Source organism: Psychrobacter sp. CX10, assembly GCF_057621575.2.
This window is the reverse complement of sequence record NZ_CM177736.1, coordinates 264,441-286,200: the sequence shown is the minus strand read 5'-3', so window position 1 is coordinate 286,200 and position 21,760 is coordinate 264,441. Positions and strand designations below refer to the sequence as shown.

Genomic DNA, 21,760 nt, shown 5'->3' with positions numbered 1-21,760 from the left:
GTTCAGCAAGTTTGATGGCGCAATAATGACTATTCGTTTTTATATACGTCCGCTATTGTGGTCACTACCATAGGGTGAGTCGTCTATAATATAATCAAGAAAATTTTTAATGTACTTTCTATTGCCCGCTATAGACCCAAAGGACCTCTTATGGAACCTAAACCCAGCGCCTCGCATAACCAACCTTCGTCTAATCAACCTTTGTCTAATCAAACAGCCAAATCGACACCATTTAAAAATGATCCAGATTTTAACAATGGTAAATGGTTTCCAAAATGGAAGCCTTTCCAAGGTGATTTAGATCAGCATGCCGTGGCTATCAATGAATATTTGCCCCCGGGTAAAAGCTTTGTGCTTGGAGTACAACATACATTTGCTATGTTTGGTGCTACGGTTTTAGCCCCACTACTCATGGGCTTTGATGCCAACCTAGCTATATTAATGTCAGGTATTTGTACCATATTGTTCTTTTTAATCACTGGCGGGCGCATGCCAAGCTATTTGGGATCTAGCTTTGCTTTTATCGGTCCAGTTATTGCTGCTACGGCTTATGCAGGTAGTGGCGCCAATCCAAACCTTAATATTGCGCTAGGCGCGATTATGGTCTGCGGTGCTATTTATGCTCTTATTGGTCTGCTCGTGATGAAAATAGGGACGGCATGGATCGAAAAACTCATGCCCCCTATCGTAACCGGTGCTATCGTTATGATTATTGGTTTAAACCTTGCACCAGTCACTATACAGGGTGTATCTGCTAATCAGTTTGATGCATGGGTGGCTACCCTAACAGTAATACTCATCAGTTGTGTGGCTATTTTTACTCGTGGCATGTTAAGACGCTTGTTGCTATTAATTGGCTTAATACTCTCTTACATTATTTATTATGTCGTAACCAATATGATGGGATATGGCACCCCGATTGACTTTAGTAGCGTACATCAAGCAGCTTGGTCTGGACTGCCTAGCCTGCATACCCCTCAGTTTGATAAAAACGCCATCGTACTAATAGCACCAGTCGCCTTTATTCTAATTGCTGAAAATCTTGGACATTTTAAGGCAGTGGAAGGTATGACTAAGTCGCATGTCACTCCTTATATAGGACGCTCATTCTTAGCGGATGGACTGGCCACTACCTTCTCAGCTGGGTTTGGTGGTACTGGGTTGACCACGTATGCCGAGAATATCGGAGTGATGGCAGTCACCAAGGTATATAGTACAACGATATTTGTACTGGCGGGACTGGTTGCTATTTTCTTAGGACTGTCACCAAAATTTGGCGCGCTGATCCAAAGTATTCCAGCGGCACTATTGGGCGGCGCCTCAATTGTGGTCTTTGGTTTAATTACCGTTGCAGGCATTAAAATTTGGATTGACAATAATATCGACTTTAATAAGAACAGTAATCTTATTATTGCCGCAGTCACCATTATCATGGGCACAGGTAATTTCAGTCTGCATATAGGTGAATTTGATTTGGGCGGAATCGGTACAGCGACTTTAGCAGCCATTGTACTAAATGCACTATTTAACCGTGAAATAAATAATGTAAAACGTAGTTTATAAATTTATAAGAACCCAAATAGCTTTAACTATAGTCAGCGAACTTATAAAGAGTCACGGTGTTAACCTCGTTAAGCCTACCCTAGTAGTACTTGCACTCGGTTGCCTTGTGACTACTTTAAAGTTCTTTGACTATAAAAGCTCATTAAACGACGCTTAATTAAAAACCCATCATTGAATAATAATCAATGATGGGTTTTATAATTTTGAGGTTTATATCTGCTAATTTTACTTCTAATGATATCTTCAAGTAATATCTTTTACTATTAATATAGCATTATGATAAAAAGCGCTTAGAAGAAGGCAACTTTTGCATCAAAATCCAATAAACGGCACCTGCTGGAATCAAACTTGCGTACCAAGATATATTATTAAATGTCAACGCAACGATGATGCCGATTACCATTGCGATAACCGCCGCCATATTAACGCCTCGATATGGACCATTTTTATCATAAAGTTTAGACACATCAAGTGTCCGCTTACGTATGATGTAGTAGTCCACTACCAATATAGCAAAAATAGGTCCTAAAAAGGCTGAATAGGTTTGTATAAATAGGTTTAGACCCGCTGCCGATTCATCTTTAACAAGCTCCCATGGGAAAGTACAAAACGCTAATAATCCAACGATGACTGCCGCAGTTTTATATTTTAGATTAAAGACATCCATTAGCGCATAAGCTGCAGGTATCACATTGTTTAAAATGTTAGTTGTCACCTGTGCAAATGCAATAAATAATAATGTCACAACCAATAAAAGCTTATTATCTACCGCGCTTGAGAATACTTTGATAGGATCAACTTCTCCCGTTGCCCCTGAAACCATGACCCCAATCAAACCCATAAAAAGGGTGGCTGGTAAAATAGAGTTGGCATAAATTACCACTTGGCGAAATATACCCACATCTTCACGTAGCTCTCTTGAATAATCAGAGACATTTAATATCATGGTGCTATATACGCCCAAAAACAGCATGGTCGCTCCCCAAAATGGCGCACCCCATGTCCCTTCAATTGAAATTAAATTGGTCGAAATGGCATCACCATATTTGTTCATAACGCTAAAGAACATATAAATCAAAGAGCCAATGATAAACACTGAACCGATGTTCTCAAGCCACTTAATACCATGAAATCCCAGTACAGAGAGCGCTATTTGTAACGCTTGGAATCCAATAAAAAACACAATAAGGTTGTCATAACCAAATAAGGTTGCCGATACTAGATTTAAAGCACCCGCCCCAATCCAGCTTTGAAACCCAAACCATACAATCGCTGGCACCGATCTCACCAATGCAGGTATACGAGTACCCCCAAAGCCAAATGCTGAGCGCGCTTGCACCATAAAAGGGATACCGTATTTATGACCCGCCTGCCCGTTGATCATTAAAGCGGCACCAATGACGGTACAACCGATTGCGATGGCAACCACAACCTGTACTAAGTTCAGAGTTCCCACTAGCCCTGAACCTACTGTAAACGTTCCGATAGATACACAACCACCTAGCCACGCAAATAAATACGACCAAGGACCCATAATTCTTGTTGCTTGAGGTGCAAGACTCTCTTCACCCACTGCTTTATTTGCAATGACATCCACGCCAACGTGAGCAGTAGATATGTTTGTTTGACCCATATTATTTTTCCTAAAATTACCTTTCCATGAATGTAAAGGCGCAACGTAGTTCGATAACAGCTAGCTCTTCAAAAATTAGCTTGATTTAATAGCTCTATTTAATAGTGAACTGCTAGCTTTAACCCTTAAAATGACCTACATTGACATCCTATATATGCAAAACCTTTGTCCTAAGCTGCACTTAGCTTTGGATAGGTTCAGCATATGCCCCTATTTTGCTGGTTTTAAGTTCGCAACCAACGAGCGCTTCAACCATGCGCGTTGCAACAACCACGCCATCTATTACAGGCACACCTGTCTCTTGAGTTAACCATTCTGTTAGGTCTGCCATTCCAGCGCATCCTAAAACTACAGCTTCACAATTGTCTTCACGTACCGCCTTTAGTATTTCATCACGTACCTTTTCTTTAGCATCAGACCCCGGCTCTTCAAGTGCCAACACTGGTATTGATGCCGAACGCACCCGTCTACAGCGATGCGATAACCCGTATCCATGGATCAAGTCTTCAATAACGGGTACCGAACGTGGCAACGTAGTCACCACACTAAATGACGTAGAGATCATACTGGCGGCTTTTACAGATGCCTCACAGATACCTAGAACAGGACCGGAGAAAACTTCTCGACAAGCGCCGATACCTGGATCGTCAAAACAAGCGACCACCACCCCATCGATTCCCTCTTCTTCAGCTTGTTTCAATCGTTTAATCAGCCCTGGTACTGATAAGGCTTCATCGTGGTGACCTTGAATACTCGCAGGCGCATCTGCTCCAGAAGCACCGATAATAACCGTTCCAGAACTTGCACGTTGGCGCGCACTTTCTACAATCTTATCCGTCATAGACTGGGTAGAATTTGGGTTAATCACTAAAATTTTCATGCAGGCTCTCTACAATTTGTTAGAAAATGTTTGCTAATGTTTTTTTATTGTTAACTATAGTTGTTAACAATTCAATCAATATTTTTAATTTTTGTTGTTTCATTACCTAGCTCTTCTTATAATGTCATAATTATTCGTAAGTATTATTAAACAACATAAAGAGAGTTATGTTTCCAGAGCAGGATATAATCAGCGCCATCGTTAATGCGATTGCAGAACAACGTTTACCCGCAGGTACCAAACTTGGGGAGCAGATGTTAAGCGACCTATTTAAATGTAATCGTGCGAACGTCAGGCGTGCATTATCTACACTTGCGACAATGAATATTGTGCAATTAAAACCCAACCGTGGGGCGTTTGTTTCAATACCATCACCTAAAGAGGCGCGTCACGTTTTTGAAGCTCGGCGTGTTATTGAATGTAGTCTTGGTGAAGGGATTATTGAACATGCTACGGTAAAAGATATTGAGGACCTGCATGCTTTTATAAATGAAGAACATAAGGCGACCTTTAAGGGAAATAACCCTTTAGCTTTGCGTTTATCGCGTAAATTTCATATACGCTTGGCGCAGATTGCTGACAATCAGGTTTTAGAACGCATCTTGTATGAATTGACGTTACGAACGACATTGATTATTGGTTTATATGCCCAGTCTAAGAACAATATATGTCCAAAAGAGGAACATTCGCAAATCGTATCTGCTATTGAAAAAAGGGATGAGAAACGGTTAGTTGAGCTTATCAGACAACATCTCAATCATCTTGAGTCTAATTTGGATTTTGATAAAACCTCAAAACCTTTTAGTGTTTTAAATCAGCTAGGATAGTTTGCTTATATATTGATGAGTATAATAAGTTATATGATGCTAATTAATTCCAATAATGAGAAACGACTTAAACTTTAATTATGTAGTGCAGCTTTCTGCTTTAATGAGCCAAAAAAGATAGCAAACATGGTTAAAAATATAAGTATTACTCATGTAGACTTAGCGAGGTTAACGCAGTAACCGTTTAGTAGTTCTTTGACTATAGATGTAAACTGTTTATAAGCTACCTGCTAAATTACTCTTTAAAAAAAAATAAATCCCAACGTAAATAAAACCATACTTGCATAAAAAAACCCACCGCTAACTTTAGCGATGGGTTTCAATATATTGTAACTGTGTCAACGGTTTGGCTAACTGACTAATAGCAAATAACGAGATGGGATCTCATCATTGAACTTATTTAGCAGCGGCTGCTTGAGTAGCAGCAACTTCAGCAGCGAAGTCTTCTTCTTTCTTCTCGATACCTTCACCCACTTCAAAACGTACGAAATCTTTGATCGTAACGCCATCAGTTTTTAGGACATCGCCAACCTTTTTGTCATTGTCCATAACGTATGCTTGACGAACCAATACCACTTCATCAAGATATTTACGCAGACCACCTTCTATCATTTTTTCAATGATGTTATCAGGCTTGCCTGATTCACGTGCTTTGGCTTCAGCGATATCTTTTTCACGCGCCAATACATCCGCAGGTACGTCGGTATCATTAACAGCAACTGGGTTAAATGCTGCAATGTGCATTGCTAAGCTTTTACCGCTTTCTTCGTTACCGCCTTCAGTTGATACTACTACACCAATACGTAGACCATGACGATAAGAAGCTAAGTTTTCACCTTCAACAATCTTGGCACGACGTACTTGAATGTTTTCACCGATTTTTTGAACCAAAGATACACGCGCTTCTTCAACGGTTTGATCATCGCTATACTGTAAGTTAGCAATAGCTTCTGGATCTGTCGAATCATTTGCAAGTGCTAATTCAGCTACTTTCTCAGCGAAGGCTGTGAAGTTGTCATCTTTAGCAACAAAGTCAGTCTGACAGTTTACTTCTAATAAGATGGCTTTATTGCCTTCATGTTTGATAATGATGGCGCCATCAGCAGCAATATTACCCGCTTTTTTAGCCGCTTTAGCTTGACCTGATTTACGTAGGTTATCGATTGCAGTTTCAACGTCACCACCTGTTTCTTCTAGTGCCTTTTTACATTCCATCATACCAAGGCCAGTACGGTCACGAAGCTCTTTTACTAATTTAGCAGAAATCTTTGACATATTTTTCCCTCTATAGTGAGTCATTATGATTATAAATTAAAAAATCATGAAAGCTGAGTGTAAGTTCAGAAAATGACAAGGGCATGACGAGGTTTACCACATCATGCCACTCTAAGTCATTTGATATCTATATCTTTAAGTAAAAGACAATAATATAAAGTGAATAATAATTATTCTGTAAATAATTGTCGCTACTTAACTTATCAATTACTCAGCTGAATCAGTTTGTGCTTCAGTCGCAGTCACTTCTTCTTTAGGCGCTTCTTGTGTAGGCGCATCTTCAGCAACTGGTGCTTCAGGAGTGCCGCCAGCTTGAGTCTTAGCATATTCTTTACCAGCAATGATAGCATCAGCCATACGTGTCACATATAGACTTACCGCACGAATAGCATCGTCGTTTGCAGGAATAACGTAATCAACGTTATCAGGATTAGAGTTTGTATCAACGATACCAATAACTGGGATACCTAAGTTCTTAGCTTCTTTAATAGCGATTGCTTCGTGATCCACATCGACAACAAAGATAGCATCAGGTAGGCCGCCCATGTTCTTAATACCACCTAAAGAGCGCTCTAGTTTTTCCATAGCACGGGTACGTTCTAAAGCTTCACGCTTAGTAAGCTTAGCAAATGTACCATCTTCAGCTTGTTTTTCTAATTCTTTAAGACGGTTGATAGACTGGCGTAAAGTTTTCCAGTTAGTCAACATACCACCTAACCAGCGATGATCAACATATGGTTGACCAGCACGCTGAGCTTGTTCGCGAATGATTTCGCTTGCAGCACGTTTAGTACCAACAAATAATACTTTGTTGTTTTTAGCAGCTAAGTTGTTTACAAACGTTAATGCTTCATTAAAAGCTTTAACCGTATGCTCAAGATTAATGATATGAATTTTGTTGCGTGCACCAAAGATGTACTGGTTCATTTTTGGGTTCCAAAAACGAGTTTGGTGACCAAAGTGTGCACCAGCCTGTAGTAGGTCGCGCATTGGCATTTTAGTTGGACTATTTGACATGTGAATTCCTTAAGATATGGGTTATGCCTCCACACTGCAAAAATTACCGATTTATCGACACGCATTTGTTTATAATTTAGTCCAAGGAATACTCTAACTCTAAAAGAAGACTATCTATAAGACTAACAAACAACAAATTAATCAAGTCGACAAACACCCAGCAACTCTTAAACGCAATGTGTGTGTCATTGGTTATATGTAAATTTAAAATACTCGTTTTAATTCAATTCACTGTTCTTTGAATTTATCGATCAAGAGTAATAAAGCCGTTCAACGATAAAAGCATTAACCATCAAACGTACTACCATTTTCTAATCGAATTCAGCAAACAATTTTTAGAAATAAAACAAGGCGCATATTTTAACATAAATAGTTGTCAAGTAGAAGTAATGCTGATTAATATTAATGTGGCTTATTATATATACTCTTTATCTAAATTTATGAGGTTTAGTTTCATAATCATTTAAACAAAAATTACCCAAACAAAAAATCACCTAAACAAAGTTTATGGGTGCGTGCTATAAGGTGTGTGCTATAATACTCACCTTAATAATCTATACGATATAGGGCTGTATGACATAAGCCTATATAGCACCCTAAATGTTTTTTACTTAATAATAAAAACTTTTTAACGACTTGCTTAAGTCATTAAACGACTGGCTTAATTGCACATGCCATTTCGAACTAACATCTATTATTTGCTTAATTATTAAGGTATCAATAGTTCTCATGTCTATAGATCAAGCAAATAGTTAATCAAATAAACATACAAATCCTTGAATAAACAACTTCTAAGTACACATACTACTAAATCCATCTACGAAAAATAATTATATTATGAACGATTCAAAAGATTTAATTCTATCCCCTGATGCTATTGAGAAAATGAGAGTGGCCGGCAAGCTTGCCAGCGATGTACTGGTTATGCTTGATGAGCACGTAAAAGCAGGTGTCACTACCGAAGCATTGAACACTTTAGCGCACGATTATATTGTTGATGTTCAAGGCGGTATACCAGCTCCATTAAACTACGGACAACCCCCTTTTCCTAAGTCAATTTGCACCTCGGTTAACCACGTTGTTTGCCACGGTATTCCAACGGAAAATAAAGTATTAAAAGAGGGTGATATCATCAATATTGATGTTACCGTAATCAAAGATGGGTACTATGGAGATACCTCTAAGATGTGGATCATCGGTGAGGGGTCAATCATGGCACAGCGTATCTGTGATGTGGCACAAAAAGCCTTGTACGCGGGTATGACCGCTGTAAAAGATGGTGCGCATCTTGGTGATATTGGTGCAGCGATTCAGCAAGTAGTCGAGCCTGAACGCTTTAGTATTGTCAGAGAGTTCTGTGGTCATGGGATTAGCAACCAATTCCATCATGAACCACAGGTTATGCACTATGGACGTAAAGGCACGGGTATGCAGCTCAAATCTGGTATGACATTTACCATTGAGCCCATGATTAATCAAGGCACGTGGAAAACTAAAATACTCCCTGATCAGTGGACTGCCATCACCAAAGACCGTAAGTTGTCGGCACAGTGGGAACACACCCTAATGGTCACTGAGAATGGCTGTGAGGTATTTACCACACGTCCAGAAGAAGATTTAAGTTTTATAACTACTTAGTACACGTAAAAGACTGCCTAGGCAGTCTTTTTTTTGGCATTATTATCGATAATCTTTAATCGTTTATTTGGTATCGTTTATTTTTTAAAAATGACCTTTTTTCAATTATCTTTTTAAAAAATAGAACGTTATTAAGTGAAATGTTATTGAATTCATTATATATTAATAGAATGAGATGTATGTAAGATATATATGCGTATGAGGACATTCGATTGATTGCTCAATTGCCACACAACCTAACTTTAATCGTAGCGTATTCTTTAATAACACTTATAGCCTTTTAGACTTATAGCTTTTTAGATAAGTATAGAACACTAGCCCTTGGAACCCGTAATTACTATGTTTATTGACGAACAAACTGATCCCCTTATTACACCATTACCTAATCTGTCTGATAGTGACTCAAGAAACTTAGGTATACCGCAGTGGCTTAAAACTGTCGAAGCCGATATATCAGCGGCTTTAGTAAAAGGGGTAAATATTCGGCAACTTGTTGAAGCGCGTGCTCATGCCATAGATACTCTACTTAAGGCACTTTTTGAACATCATGGCCTGACACAAACAAGCCTAGCGCTATTTGCCGTTGGTGGGTATGGGCGGGGTGAACTGTCGCCCTATTCGGACGTTGATATTCTACTCCTCGCACCAGAAATCGTCGATGCTGAGGATGGCAAAAAAGTTGATGCGTTTGTTGCAAGCCTTTGGGATGTAGGCATAGAGCCTGGTTTGGCGGTACGCAGTGTGGATGACTGTCTAAATATGGCTGAAGATCTCACGGTTGCTACCAATATGTTAGAAACACGTTTACTAATTGGCAACGACACTTTGAGCACAGTACCAAACGAGATCGTAAAAAAAGTATGGTCGCAAAAGGATTTTTTTAACGCAAAAATGGAGGAAGCACGTCGGCGTTATTTACGTCATAACGCGACGGAATATAATTTAGAGCCAGATATTAAGAAGTCGCCAGGTGGTCTGCGTGACATTCATACCATAGGCTGGATTACAAAACGTTATTTTAGAATCAGTAAATTATATGATCTTGTACCGCAAGAATTTATGACGGAAAAAGAGTTTGATGAGCTGATGTTTGCCGAAGGCTTTTTATGGTTGATACGTCATCATCTACATCATTTGACTGGACGTAACGAAAATAAATTACTGTTTGATTATCAGCGTGATATTGGTGAGCGTATGGGCTATATCCAAATGCCAGATGATGAGCCAAATGCCGCTGTTGAACGCTTTATGCGCGATTACTACCGCTGCGCTATGCAGATATCTTCGTTGTCAGAAATGCTAACGTCACATTATTATGAGACGTTGATCGAAGCGCGTCTGCCTGAAGCGGAACGTCCCAAAAAGATAGTATTAAACGCCCGTTTTAATAAGATTGGCAACAACGCTATTGCCATCGCACATCATCATGTTTTTGCACAGCATCCTGAAGCCATTTTAGAGATGTTTTTATTAATGGGTCAGTATGGCATTAAATATATTCGTACCCGTACTCTGCGCGCTTTAAAAATCGCAGCTCGAGGTATCGATCACGCTTATCGGGAAAACCCAGTTCACAAACAACTGTTTATAGATAATTTAAAAGAGCAAAACTATCTGTTCCAACGTTTACGTATTATGAAACGTTATGGGGTGCTCGCCAACTATATGCCCCAGTTCAAAGACTTGATTGGACTGATGCAATATGATTTGTTTCATCGTTACACGGTAGATGCGCATATCTTACTGCTGATACGTATGCTGCACCGTTTCACCGACCCAAAATATCAAGACGAGTTTGCCCTAGTTAGTTCTATATATCAACGTATCGAGCGCAAAGAGATTCTCGTATTAGCGGCGATTTTTCATGATATTGCTAAGGGACGTGGGGGCGACCACAGTGAGCTGGGTGAAGCCGATGCGATTGAGTTTTGCTTAGCACATGGTATGAGCGAGGCGGACGCCAGACTTATAGGATGGCTGACCCGCTATCATCTATTGATGTCGATGACCGCACAAAAACAAGACATCTCTGACCCTGAGGTGGTCGCAAAATTTGCAGATATCGTTGGTAATGTCACTCATCTTAACCATTTATATGTCTTAACGGTGGCCGATATGAACGCCACGAATCCACAGCTATGGAATAGCTGGCGTGCCAGTTTATTGAGACAGCTATATACGCAAACACGGCGCATCTTACGCGCAGACTTAGATGCCCCCACTAATCGTCAAGAAATGATTGAAACTACGCGCAAACAGGCGTTAGCGATGTTGGATAAGGTGGACAATCAGCACATGAAACGTGATGAGGTATTGGCGCTATGGGATGAACTTGGGGATGAGTACTTTTTACGTGAAATACCTGAAGCCATCATGTGGCATACAGAAGCTATCCTAAATCATCCGCCAATTGGCCGAGCCTCTGATGCCAATAGCGAACCTTTAATAGCCCTGCGTGAACACCGTGAACTAGCCCTTGATGCAGTGCAGATTTTTATCTACACTCAAGATCAGTCCAATCTATTTGCAGTTACGATGGCTGTATTTGATCAAATGAACTTTGATGTTCTAGATGCGCGTATTATTACGGCGACTCGCGACTTTGCTTTGGATTCGTATGTCCTACTCGATCGTCAAGGTACATTATTGACCGACCCCGAATCAAGAGCAGAGCTGACGCACCGTCTTATTGATGCCTTCAAAAACCCAGAAACACCTAAGCTTGTCAAAAAGCGGTTGCCAAGACGTCTCAAGAACTTCCAAGTTCCTACCACAATTAATTTTACTTATAATGCAGCAAGTCATCAACATGTCATGAGTTTGACCACGCTTGATCAACCAGGATTGTTGGCTCGTATTGGTCAAATATTTTTGAATGAAGATATTGAAGTGCATGCCGCGCGTATCACAACGCTTGGCGAGCGGGCTGATGATTTGTTTTATATCAGCGATATAGATGATAAAGCCTTAAACGATGATAAGCTTGAACGATTAAAATCTGCATTAATTGATGCGCTAGACTCAAATCAAGTACAAGACTGATCGAGCACAAGATTAGTGATAAATAAGTTATTATCATAATTACTATCATCTATTTATTTAAAGCTGTTTAGTACTATTTATTCATAATTAAATAGATAGTATTAGACATTTAGTTCAATACAATTAGGGGCGGTCTAGAATTACCCCAAACGAATAAAGTAGGCTTAGCATGAACTCAAAGTTAGACTTATTACACCCCTACCCCTTTGCCAAAATGAGCAAATTATTAGCCGACTCAACGCCTACTAAAGTGTATGAGGTCATAAAACTGGGTATAGGTGAGCCAAAACACGCGCCGCCAAGTTTCGTAATAGAAACACTTGCTGATAATTTGCTAAAAGTGCAGAATTATCCCACGACCAATGGTTTACCTGAGCTGCGTCAATCAATAGCTGCGTGGTTAACCCGTCGTTTTCATCTAAATACTATCAATCCAGACAGCCAGATTATCCCAGTGATGGGAACGCGTGAAGCCATTTTTAGTTTTGTTCAATCAGCTATTGATACAAGTTCTTTCGATTTAAGTCATGAAAATACAGACTCAGAAGTAGATAACGTTTTACAGTCTACAAAATCTAAATCCATAGAATCTGAACCAGTAGTTGTCATGCCCAATCCTTTTTATCAAATATATGAAGGAGCATGCTTACTGGCAGGGGCTCAACCTTACTTTATTCCTTGTACCAAACAAAACAGTTTCAAAGGCGACTATCTTTCTATACCTGGTGATATTTTGGATCGTACCCAAGTGGTTTTTGTCTGTAGCCCTAACAATCCAACGGGTGCAGTAATGACTGAATCAGATTGGCAATCTTTGATAGCTTTATCTGATCAGCATGATTTTATTATCGCAAGTGATGAGTGCTATAGCGAATTGTATTTTGAACAGCCGCCTGTTGGTTTACTTGAAGCGTGCGCTAATATGGGTCGACATGATTATAAAAACTGCGTGGTGTTTCACTCGTTATCAAAACGCTCGAATTTACCAGGGTTACGCTCAGGGTTTATTGCCGGTGACGCCAGTCTATTAAAGCCCTATTTACAATATCGCACGTATCAAGGCTGCGCCATGTCCATTCATCATCAGCTCGCGTCAATTTCTGCGTGGGAAGATGAAGAACATGTTGCGCATAACCGTGAGCTATATGCACAAAAATTTGATTTGTGGATGAACGAGCTTGGGGATGCCTTAAACTTAACCAAACCTGATGCAGGCTTTTATTTATGGGTTCAAGCGCCTAGTATGTTTACAGACAGCCAAGGCGAACCTGACGATGAAGCCTTCGTCAAAGCTCTATATGAAGAGCTGAATATAAATGCACTGGCAGGACGCTATTTATCACGTGAAGTCGATGGCTTTAACCCGGGTAAAGGATTTGTACGTTTGGCATTAGTTGCGAGTGTAGATGAAAGCCGAGAAGCCATAAAACGTATAAAAAAATTGTTGCAGCTATAAATACTATTTGACGCCGATAGGCGCGGTTAAGGGCACATAATCAAGAATAACTTATATAAATAAAATGCTAAGCTTTAATTTCTATAATCTCTAACTGCTAAGTGATAATGTATTCATCGATGACCCAATCAAGCTTGCATACTATATATTCATATAGAAGAGTATTGTGAAATCCTCAATGATAAAGTGATAAGCTAGAAACAATGTGAAATAACACTATAATCGCTATATTGTGTGTGGGACCAATGAACCAAGGAGTGGTTTATGAATAGGTTAGACTTTAAGCAGCCACCGTTTGATGTATTAACACCCGCTGAACGTGAAAGCTTAAAAAATCAAACTCAAATACTATATGTCGCCAAAGATGATCCGTTGAGCTTGGATGAGTGTCAGTATTTCTACGTGGTTTTAAAAGGCCGTATTCAAAAAAGCCTCAATGAAGTTGAGCTTAGCGACTATGCTGCGACTGCATATAGCAACGATTGGTTTGATGCTCGCAAATCTCCTGCCAAGCCCGCTACTCAAACTTATAACGAACATAACGGTCTGGCCGAAAGCTCTTTTTTAACTGATGGCACTTCTAATAACACTTATCACTATCTGGCACTTGAAGACAGCTTATTATTACAAGTCAATCCAGTAGCCATAGATAGACTCTCCTCCCAAAATCGTCATATTAGAAACCTGCTCAGTGATGACCTTACCGATAGAATGCAAGCCTACAAGCAGCGCGGCGTAGGCGCTCAAAGTGCATCTACACAGTCAGGTTCAGCACATTCTGATAAGAGTTTGAGCTCGGCTCAAGCCGAATCGCAGCAGCTTATGCTGCAGCCCGTTACCGCCATAAACATGCTCGATGTGCATATCATATCTGACGCAGCAAGCTTATATGAAGCGGCAAGCACCATGACCCAAGCGGGATTAAAACACGTCTTAGTAAAACGCGAGCCTACTGTCGATTACCACCCTACCCGTTCAAAGCAAGGCAATTTAGGTATATTAACCGATGCTGATATTTGCCGAGCGGTTAGTGCGCGCGAAGACATGAGCGATGTGCTTTGTAGTAAGTATGCTAAATTCAATCTATATACCATCTCACACGATCAAGACATTAGCGAAGCTTTATTAGCAATGATACGTTATCGAGTACATCGGCTGCCTGTCATTGATGATAATAAAGACATCATTGGGGTACTGGGTCAAACAGATTTACTAGCATTTTTAAGTCATCATTCACAGCTTATTACCATTCAGATTGAACAAGCTAGCACCATTGAGATGTTAAAGCAGCCGGTAGATTTAATTGGACAATACATTCGCGCGCAGCACAAAAATGGTATCAAAATTAGTGTAATTAGCCGTATTGTACAAGCCCTAAATGCTCAGGTATTTGCTAAGCTATGGCGTCTTATTGTTCCAGATATGGTATATGAGAACTCCTGTATCATCGTTATGGGCTCAGAGGGGCGCGGCGAGCAGATCATGCGTACCGATCAAGACAATGCTTTGATCATCCGCAATGGTTTTAACGACCCTAATATGGCAGAGTACGCGCATACTTTTAACCATACCTTAGCGGATATGGGTTATCCGCTTTGTGATGGCAACATCATGATAACCAACCCGATATGGCGCTTGCCAATCAATCGATTCAAAACCCAAATTACGACTTGGTTTAATCAAAGCGAGCCCGAACACGCCATTTGGATCTCATCTATTCTCGATGCCGCTTATGTATGCGGGGATGAAAGTTTATTAAACAGTTTACGAGACCATATCCAGCTGGCTTTTCACAACTCAGACCCTATGTTAATTCGTAACTTTGCTAAAGCGGCGTTACAGTTTGGCGATGTGAACCAGTGGTGGCAAAAATTTATGCCCCTAATTGGCAAGCCTGCACCGCAAGATATTGATCTTAAAAAAGCAGGAATTTTCCCATTGGTGCATGGTATCCGTACGATGGCGCTTGAAAATGACATCTTTGAGGTCACCAGCACCAAAGGCCGTTTGCAAGAATTAGTAAGAGCAGGGGTCATCAACAAAAACCGGTCTGAAACCTTAAACGAAGCGTTAGAGTTCTTTATGGCTAGACGTCTAGATATTGCGCTAACGACTGAGGACAAGCTTGCGCGTCAAGTTGACCCGAGCACGTTATCCGCCCTAGAACGCGATCTGCTAAAAGAATGCTTAAATGTGGTCAAAAGCTTTAAAAATGAGCTCAGTCAGCGCTATCATTTAGAGGTTGGCTAGTATGCGCTTTTTTAATCGCTTAAAGTCAAACTGGTATCAAAAACGGCTGACTCGCCCAGAGTTGATGCCGATATTTGACCCGCCTCGTCCTAATGAATGGGTTGCTATAGACTGTGAGATGACCGGACTAAACCCTAAAAAAGATCACCTGTTGTCTATAGCTGCGATACATATTAACGGGTCACGTATTGATACAGGTCAAGGTATTCATCTCATATGTCGACCGCCTGTTATGCCAAAAAAAGACACCATAATTATTCATGGATTAAGACCGATCGATGTAGAAAATGGCTTAAGCTATGAGCAAATGCTTGATCAATTATTGCCTTTTATTGGCAACCGTCCCATCGTTGGATTTTGTACAGAGCTTGATATTGGCTTTCTAAACCCACTCATTAAAGCCTATATGGGCACGGCACTACCTAATACCATTCTTGATATACGTACACTTTACAACCGCTATAGTGGCTATCGCACACAAGGTGTGGCACACCAATCGCAGCATTTAACCGCCATTTGTCAGCAATTAAAGCTTCCTGACTTAGAGGCTCATGACGCTTATAATGATGCGGTCATGACGGCAATGGCTTTTTTACATCTCAAACAATAGCGCATCTTGTGACAGCGAGCTGAGCTTCTCCTCTATTCGCATGGCGTAAATGAACACTCGATTCTCTATTAATTCCAAATCTGAAAATTAACATATTGAGGAAAGCGAGTGCAGACGCTACAAGTAGTAGGTTCCGCTAGTTTGACAAAGATAGGTTGTTTTTCAGAAAAGGTATAAACATAATTCTTTAGATACTTTTTTGATATAGTATGTATTCAGGCTGTTTGTCGTTATAATAGGCAGGGTTTGGCGTACCTAAATTACTGAATATTAGGGCGAAGTCCTAGCAACAAGCAAAGTGTTGCTGCTATTGACTTATATACTTGTATCTAATTAATAGATATTGCTTAATTTACTCATCATTTTTATTCACTGTTAATTTTATGATCTTACCTTCCACAACATCAGTGTCGCTATGTCATGCCATTCGCACTGTGGCTTTTTTTGTGCCATTTACTCTTGCCTGTTCCACACTTCACGCTAAGCTTCCAGAGGCCATAGCTTCTGCTATAAACAATGCTAATATTAGCGAAGATGATCTTAGTTTGATAATTATCGCAGTAGAAAATAAAGACGCGATGGCGGATGTTAATACGGCATCTGCTGATTCAAAAGTCTCTATAAACACAGCCCATGCAAAAAAAGCCATAGCAAAGACCAGACTACCGTATGATGCTTCATATTCAAACGACTCGGATTCAAGTAGCTTTAATTCAAGTAGCTCTAATTCTAGCAGCTCAGCTTCAAACAACTTAGCTCCAAATCAATCTGTAGATAGTGACTCAAATAGCCGTATAAAAAGTGATAATACCAACGATGTAGAATCAGATGACAATTTGACTAACGACACTATCCTAGCGCCGCTCGATACCTACGTAGAATCCGCACCTGTAAACCATACATTTGATACTGATCCATTGACGTATCCAATTAGACACCTAGTAGATGTGCCTCGCACGCCAGCCAGCACTATGAAGCTTATACCGACCTTTGTAGCGCTTGATATGTTAGGGCCGGACTTTGTATGGTTTACCAACGTATTTTACACCGGCCATATTCATAACAACACGCTATATGGCGATTTAATCATTCAAGGCAGTGGCGACCCAAAGCTTACCCACCAGCGCTTAAGCATGATGCTAGAGCAAGTTCGGCGGGCAGGTATTCAGCATATTAACGGCGATATCATCCTTGATAGTTCTATATTCCAAGGTATCAGCAAAGACCCTGCGGCATTTGATAATGATCCACTGCGTCCTTACAACGCAAGTCCAGATGGTTTATTAATTAATTTTAGTAGTATCGAAGTCACCACAATACCGCATAAAGAGGATGAAGATAATCCAAATAAAGAGGCGAACCAAAGCCAGCAACATATAGCTCGCCTACTTTATAAACCCAAATTAGCGGGTTACACCCTGCCCAAGACTATTAATGTGCGTCAATCAGGCCGATGTACCACCATCAAACAGGCCTTATCGCCTAAATGGGGTCAGGATAGCTTACACTTTAATAACGCATTGCCAGAGTCTTGCGGCGCGCATACCTTTTATATTGCCTATCCAGATGCCAAAGAATTTGCCAAGCGAGTTGTCAAACAAAAGTGGGTAAGCTTAGGCAATACCTTGACTGGTAGCATTAAGTTTTTGGGGTTAAGTAACACTGTTGCAGGCGATATCATCAATACCGAGCATCCACTCAAAACCCGTTATGGAACCTATAAAGACATGGACAAAACAACGGATAATACGGACAATGGCACTCTTAAAACAAACGATTTAGTATTAACGTCATTCCCGATACCCTTTGTCAGCTACCCCTCTTTGCCTTTATCGAAACAAATACATGACATCAATCATTACTCAAATAATGTCATGACTGAGCAGCTCACTTTATCCTTACCTGTTTATGCAAATAAAATAGCACAGACCAGATCAGACGCTGAGGCAACCGATGATCTACAACACAGTCAAAAACCTCCAACAGCGTATGGCTCTAACCACTATAGTTCTCACAATTATAATTCTGCAAACTATGTCAATGCTTTGAGCACTATTGATCAGTGGTGGCAAAATAACCTAGAAACGCCGCCGCCTATCATGACCAACGGTTCAGGATTATGCCGAAACTGTAGCGTTACAGCTGATAATTTGGCTGAGCTATTAAGTACGGCTTATACACATCCAGATTTTTATACCTATGTTAATTCGTTAGGCATCGCAGGGGTGAGCGGCACCATCAAAGAGCATGCAAAAAGAAAACCTAATTCAAATGCGATAGGACGGGCTTGGATAAAAACGGGTACATTGAATAATGTCACCTCTATGGCAGGCTATGTCTATGGTAAGTCAGGTCAGACTTATGTGGTAGTCGGCATCATCAACAGCTCAGACAAGATCAATACCTACAACGCTAGGTATGTATTAGATACTATGTTAGATTGGACGGCGCAGCACTAATTTTTTAGTTATTCTTAGCCTATATTAATAGTATTGTACAAAGTGAAGACATAGCTTTATATCGAACCGACTTGGAGCAGATCATGGAGAGGATTTATTTTGACAGTTGGGAGACGCTGGTTAGAATTGTGATTGCGTCTGTGTTTGTCTATGTGTGTATCGTCGTATTGCACAAGCTCTCGGGGAAGCGATCGACCTCTCAGCTCAATAATTTTGATTGGGTCGTTACTGTCATGATTGGTGCAATCGGTGGCAGCACCATTGTTGGTAAAAGTGTGCCTGTTATAGAAGGTATGGCGTCTATTGTGACATTGCTGCTACTTCAATATATGGTGACAAAATATGCCTCCATCTCGACCGAATTTGCTTCCATTATCTTATCGGAGCCTAGAGTTGTCTTTTATCAAGGAGAGTTTTTACCAGAAGCAATGCGTCAGGAGCGGCTCACCAAGCAAGAGATAGAAGGGGCATTACGGGGTCAGGGGATTCACGATCATGATGATGTTGCCGCAGTCGTTTTTGAAAGTGATGCCACGCTGACGGTGATTCCAAAGAGGGACTTGAACAATCGGTTTGATAAGGATGGAAATTTAAAGCCCTCAGATACGTTAGATTGTTTGACCTAATACACTGATGATGCCAAATGCTAAGTCACTTGTAGCCCAAACAACTATAGTGAACGAAACCATAGCCTTTAAAACCATAACCTTCAAATCATAGCTTGCCAAACCGTAGCATATAAAAGCATACGCTAAAACCACACTCTATATCGTAAGCGAACTACTAAGTGGTTACGGTATTAACCTTGAACAGCCTACTTGAATAGTACTCATACTCGGTTGCCTTGTAACCATTTTTGGATTTATTTGACTATAGAACCTTATATAAACATAACACACAAATAAAGGATAAAGACTCAGTCTTTATCCTTTTTTAGCACTAAAAAATACTTAATTTATTTAATAGCTATTAATCTGTCTAATAAATATATATCTGTACTTGTATAGCTATTATCTAATACCAAAACTATAAATTAATGCGATAAATTAGTTAACACGATAAATTAATTAATGCGATAAATTAGTTAATGCGTGTCCATGTTTGACTACGCTTCAAGAAAGGCATACCTTTGATATTACCAGTTAGCTTCAAGGTTTGACCATTACTAGCGAGCTTAACCGTACCGCCGTACACTTTACCACTTTCTGGATCGACCAAATCACCACCAGACCAAGTATTGTTACCTTGAGACTTAAGTTTAGTCAAAATTGGTAAACCAACAATAGGCTTGTTCTTTAACGACCCTTTACACAATGTACAAACTTCATTCGCTTTAGAAGCATCATTAACCTTAATGATTTTGCCTGTTACCACGCCGTTTGATTCCGTCATTTTAATAACAGCTTTCTTTTCTTTAGTTTTATCATCAACACTTTGCCACTGAGTGCCGTTAAGTGAGGCCGCCATCGCAGTAGTAGATAAAAGACCAGTTAAAGCAGTTGCAGCAAGTAAAGTAGTTAAGCGTTTCATATCGACTCCTATCGAAAATAAAAAATCCATTTAAGGGATGAAATTAAGAACTATAAAAAAATAACTAACACAAATAGTAAAGAGCTTATCGATTAAGGTAGAATTCTAATAAAATTAATAAGATAACCTATCTATATGAGGTCTATTTATGAAATTAAACTCATAATACAATGTAAAATTTCATTTGTCGAACAAAAAAACCGAAAAATTGTTCATTTATAATTAAATTATCTAAACCCCTCTATTCAAGAAACAATATGGTATAAATGTTGCTGAAAAGGGATTAAAAATTCACTTAGTACCCATCATCTAAGTGCTAATATAAGCAATCAACGCCCTACAACTCGGTATTTCAGCCTTTTAAAAGAGCGATTTAATTGAGTTATATCAAATACATACTCAATATTATTTATAACTCACCTATTTAAATCATATTTACGTGCTGCGATAAAAATATGTTTAAGCTTCAAATTTTTATCAGCAACAATTAGGCCTATCTCCTACAATACCATCCTTATGGATTAGTATTTCATAATACTTGGTTAAGATTAAAAAGCACTAATCAAAACTTGAATGTATTGAAGACAACTGCCTCTAAAATAACCTACACAGTAAAAGTGAAACCTATGCTCTTAAAATATATGAACAAACCTTTATACCCCACTTCAGTAACAAGAGTAAACGTTGTATTGCCGCTATTAACATTACCCCTATTAACGTTGTCCTTATTAAGTAGCTGCGCGTCAGACACTGCCCTACCCTATGCTATAGACAATACCAGCTATCACGCACGAGGTCAGAGCGAACGTATCAAATCCATCATCCTGCACTACACCGCCGAAAATGAAGCAGACTCCCTTCACATACTCACCACTGCAAACGTCAGCGCACACTACCTTATTCCTATCAATAATGACGATAAAATCTATCAATTAGTCCCAGACCATAAGCGGGCATGGCATGCTGGTGTTGGCGAGTTTGCAGGTAGGCGTATTTTAAACGACACCTCAATTGGCATAGAAATCGTTAATGAGGGCATTAAACAACAATATCGCAATGCTACTAATACGGACAATGATGGCTATCACCCCTCAGCGCATTTTGTCGAGTTTACTGATACTCAAGTTCAAAAGCTGGCTCAGCTTATTGAGCAGTTAACGTCCAAATATGAGATTGACCCTACTCATATCATTGGTCATTCAGACATGGCGCCATCTCGTAAGATTGATCCCGGGGCTAAATTTCCTTGGGAGCGGTTGTATAAAGATTACGGCATTGGCGCGTGGTACGATGAAATTGATAAAAGTTACTTTATGCAATGCTCAGATTTTGAATCCGTGACCGTCACCGAGATAAAGCAGCTATTCTCTGATTATGGATATGCAATTAATGATAGCGAGGCGTGGGACAAGCCTAGCCGTGATGTGATATATGCGTTCCAACTGCACTTTAGACCTCAAAAGGTCGATGGAGAAATGGATTTAGAGACTTATGCTATTTTGAAGGCGTTGAATAAGAAATATATACAAAATAAATAGGATCTGCGACTTAGCGACAGACCCTATTTAACTTAATTCTTA

15 protein-coding genes are annotated in these 21,760 nt (G+C 39.9%); 10 read left to right on the top strand and 5 right to left on the bottom strand.

The features are described from left to right. Window positions 1-150 precede the first annotated feature (150 nt). A complete protein-coding gene (locus tag AC21OH_RS01200) occupies window positions 151-1,563 on the top strand; it encodes a solute carrier family 23 protein (protein WP_487371142.1) in 1,413 nt (470 codons plus the stop codon). Between the two features lie 274 nt (window positions 1,564-1,837). On the opposite strand, the gene AC21OH_RS01195 is transcribed toward AC21OH_RS01200, so the two are convergent. Then, a complete protein-coding gene (locus AC21OH_RS01195) occupies window positions 1,838-3,196 on the bottom strand; it encodes an NCS1 family transporter (protein WP_487371141.1) in 1,359 nt (452 codons plus the stop codon). 181 nt (window positions 3,197-3,377) lie between these two features. Beyond that, entirely contained in the window at window positions 3,378-4,076 is a 699-nt protein-coding gene (locus tag AC21OH_RS01190; protein ID WP_487371140.1) for an aspartate/glutamate racemase family protein, read from the bottom strand. A 167-nt stretch (window positions 4,077-4,243) separates the two neighbouring features. On the opposite strand from AC21OH_RS01190, the gene AC21OH_RS01185 reads away from it, so the two are divergent. Further along, the gene (locus AC21OH_RS01185; RefSeq protein WP_487371139.1) at window positions 4,244-4,903 is read left to right on the top strand and encodes a GntR family transcriptional regulator; all 660 of its coding nucleotides are present in this window, start codon (window positions 4,244-4,246) and stop codon (window positions 4,901-4,903) included. Window positions 4,904-5,299: 396 nt separating this feature from the next. Here AC21OH_RS01185 and tsf read toward each other — a convergent pair whose 3' ends face one another. Both tsf and rpsB read right to left on the bottom strand, forming a co-directional pair. Then, window positions 5,300-6,178 (bottom strand): translation elongation factor Ts, encoded by an 879-nt coding sequence (gene tsf, locus AC21OH_RS01180; RefSeq protein ID WP_487371138.1) that lies wholly within the window; start codon window positions 6,176-6,178, stop codon window positions 5,300-5,302. Between the two features lie 207 nt (window positions 6,179-6,385). Then, entirely contained in the window at window positions 6,386-7,195 is an 810-nt protein-coding gene (gene rpsB, locus AC21OH_RS01175; RefSeq protein WP_487371137.1) for a 30S ribosomal protein S2, read from the bottom strand. Window positions 7,196-8,032: 837 nt separating this feature from the next. Here rpsB and map point away from each other — a divergent pair. The 7 genes from map to AC21OH_RS01140 all read left to right on the top strand — a co-directional run bounded on the left by map (window position 8,033) and on the right by AC21OH_RS01140 (window position 19,276). Continuing rightward, window positions 8,033-8,833: a type I methionyl aminopeptidase gene (gene map / locus AC21OH_RS01170; RefSeq protein WP_491139902.1), complete on the top strand. Its 801-nt coding sequence runs from the start codon at window positions 8,033-8,035 to the stop codon at window positions 8,831-8,833. Window positions 8,834-9,172: 339 nt separating this feature from the next. Further along, on the top strand, window positions 9,173-11,875 hold the full coding sequence (gene glnD / locus AC21OH_RS01165; RefSeq protein WP_487371136.1) for a [protein-PII] uridylyltransferase: 2,703 nt from the start codon (window positions 9,173-9,175) through the stop codon (window positions 11,873-11,875). 169 nt (window positions 11,876-12,044) lie between these two features. After that, window positions 12,045-13,331: a succinyldiaminopimelate transaminase gene (gene dapC / locus AC21OH_RS01160; protein ID WP_487371135.1), complete on the top strand. Its 1,287-nt coding sequence runs from the start codon at window positions 12,045-12,047 to the stop codon at window positions 13,329-13,331. Between the two features lie 264 nt (window positions 13,332-13,595). Then, window positions 13,596-15,581 (top strand): DUF294 nucleotidyltransferase-like domain-containing protein, encoded by a 1,986-nt coding sequence (locus AC21OH_RS01155; protein WP_487371134.1) that lies wholly within the window; start codon window positions 13,596-13,598, stop codon window positions 15,579-15,581. 1 nt (window position 15,582) lies between these two features. Then, on the top strand, window positions 15,583-16,191 hold the full coding sequence (locus tag AC21OH_RS01150; RefSeq protein ID WP_487371133.1) for a 3'-5' exonuclease: 609 nt from the start codon (window positions 15,583-15,585) through the stop codon (window positions 16,189-16,191). A gap of 383 nt (window positions 16,192-16,574) precedes the next feature. Then, complete coding sequence (locus AC21OH_RS01145; RefSeq protein WP_487371132.1) at window positions 16,575-18,650, top strand: D-alanyl-D-alanine carboxypeptidase/D-alanyl-D-alanine-endopeptidase; 2,076 nt, start codon at window positions 16,575-16,577, stop codon at window positions 18,648-18,650. Window positions 18,651-18,733: 83 nt separating this feature from the next. Next, entirely contained in the window at window positions 18,734-19,276 is a 543-nt protein-coding gene (locus AC21OH_RS01140; protein ID WP_486534527.1) for a DUF421 domain-containing protein, read from the top strand. Window positions 19,277-19,730: 454 nt separating this feature from the next. Here AC21OH_RS01140 and AC21OH_RS01135 read toward each other — a convergent pair whose 3' ends face one another. Beyond that, window positions 19,731-20,180 carry a DUF2147 domain-containing protein gene (locus tag AC21OH_RS01135; RefSeq protein WP_487371131.1) on the bottom strand — a complete coding sequence of 150 codons (450 nt, stop codon included), beginning with the start codon at window positions 20,178-20,180 and terminating at the stop codon, window positions 19,731-19,733. Window positions 20,181-20,806: 626 nt separating this feature from the next. On the opposite strand from AC21OH_RS01135, the gene AC21OH_RS01130 reads away from it, so the two are divergent. After that, entirely contained in the window at window positions 20,807-21,718 is a 912-nt protein-coding gene (locus AC21OH_RS01130) for an N-acetylmuramoyl-L-alanine amidase (protein ID WP_487371130.1), read from the top strand. Window positions 21,719-21,760 lie beyond the last annotated feature (42 nt).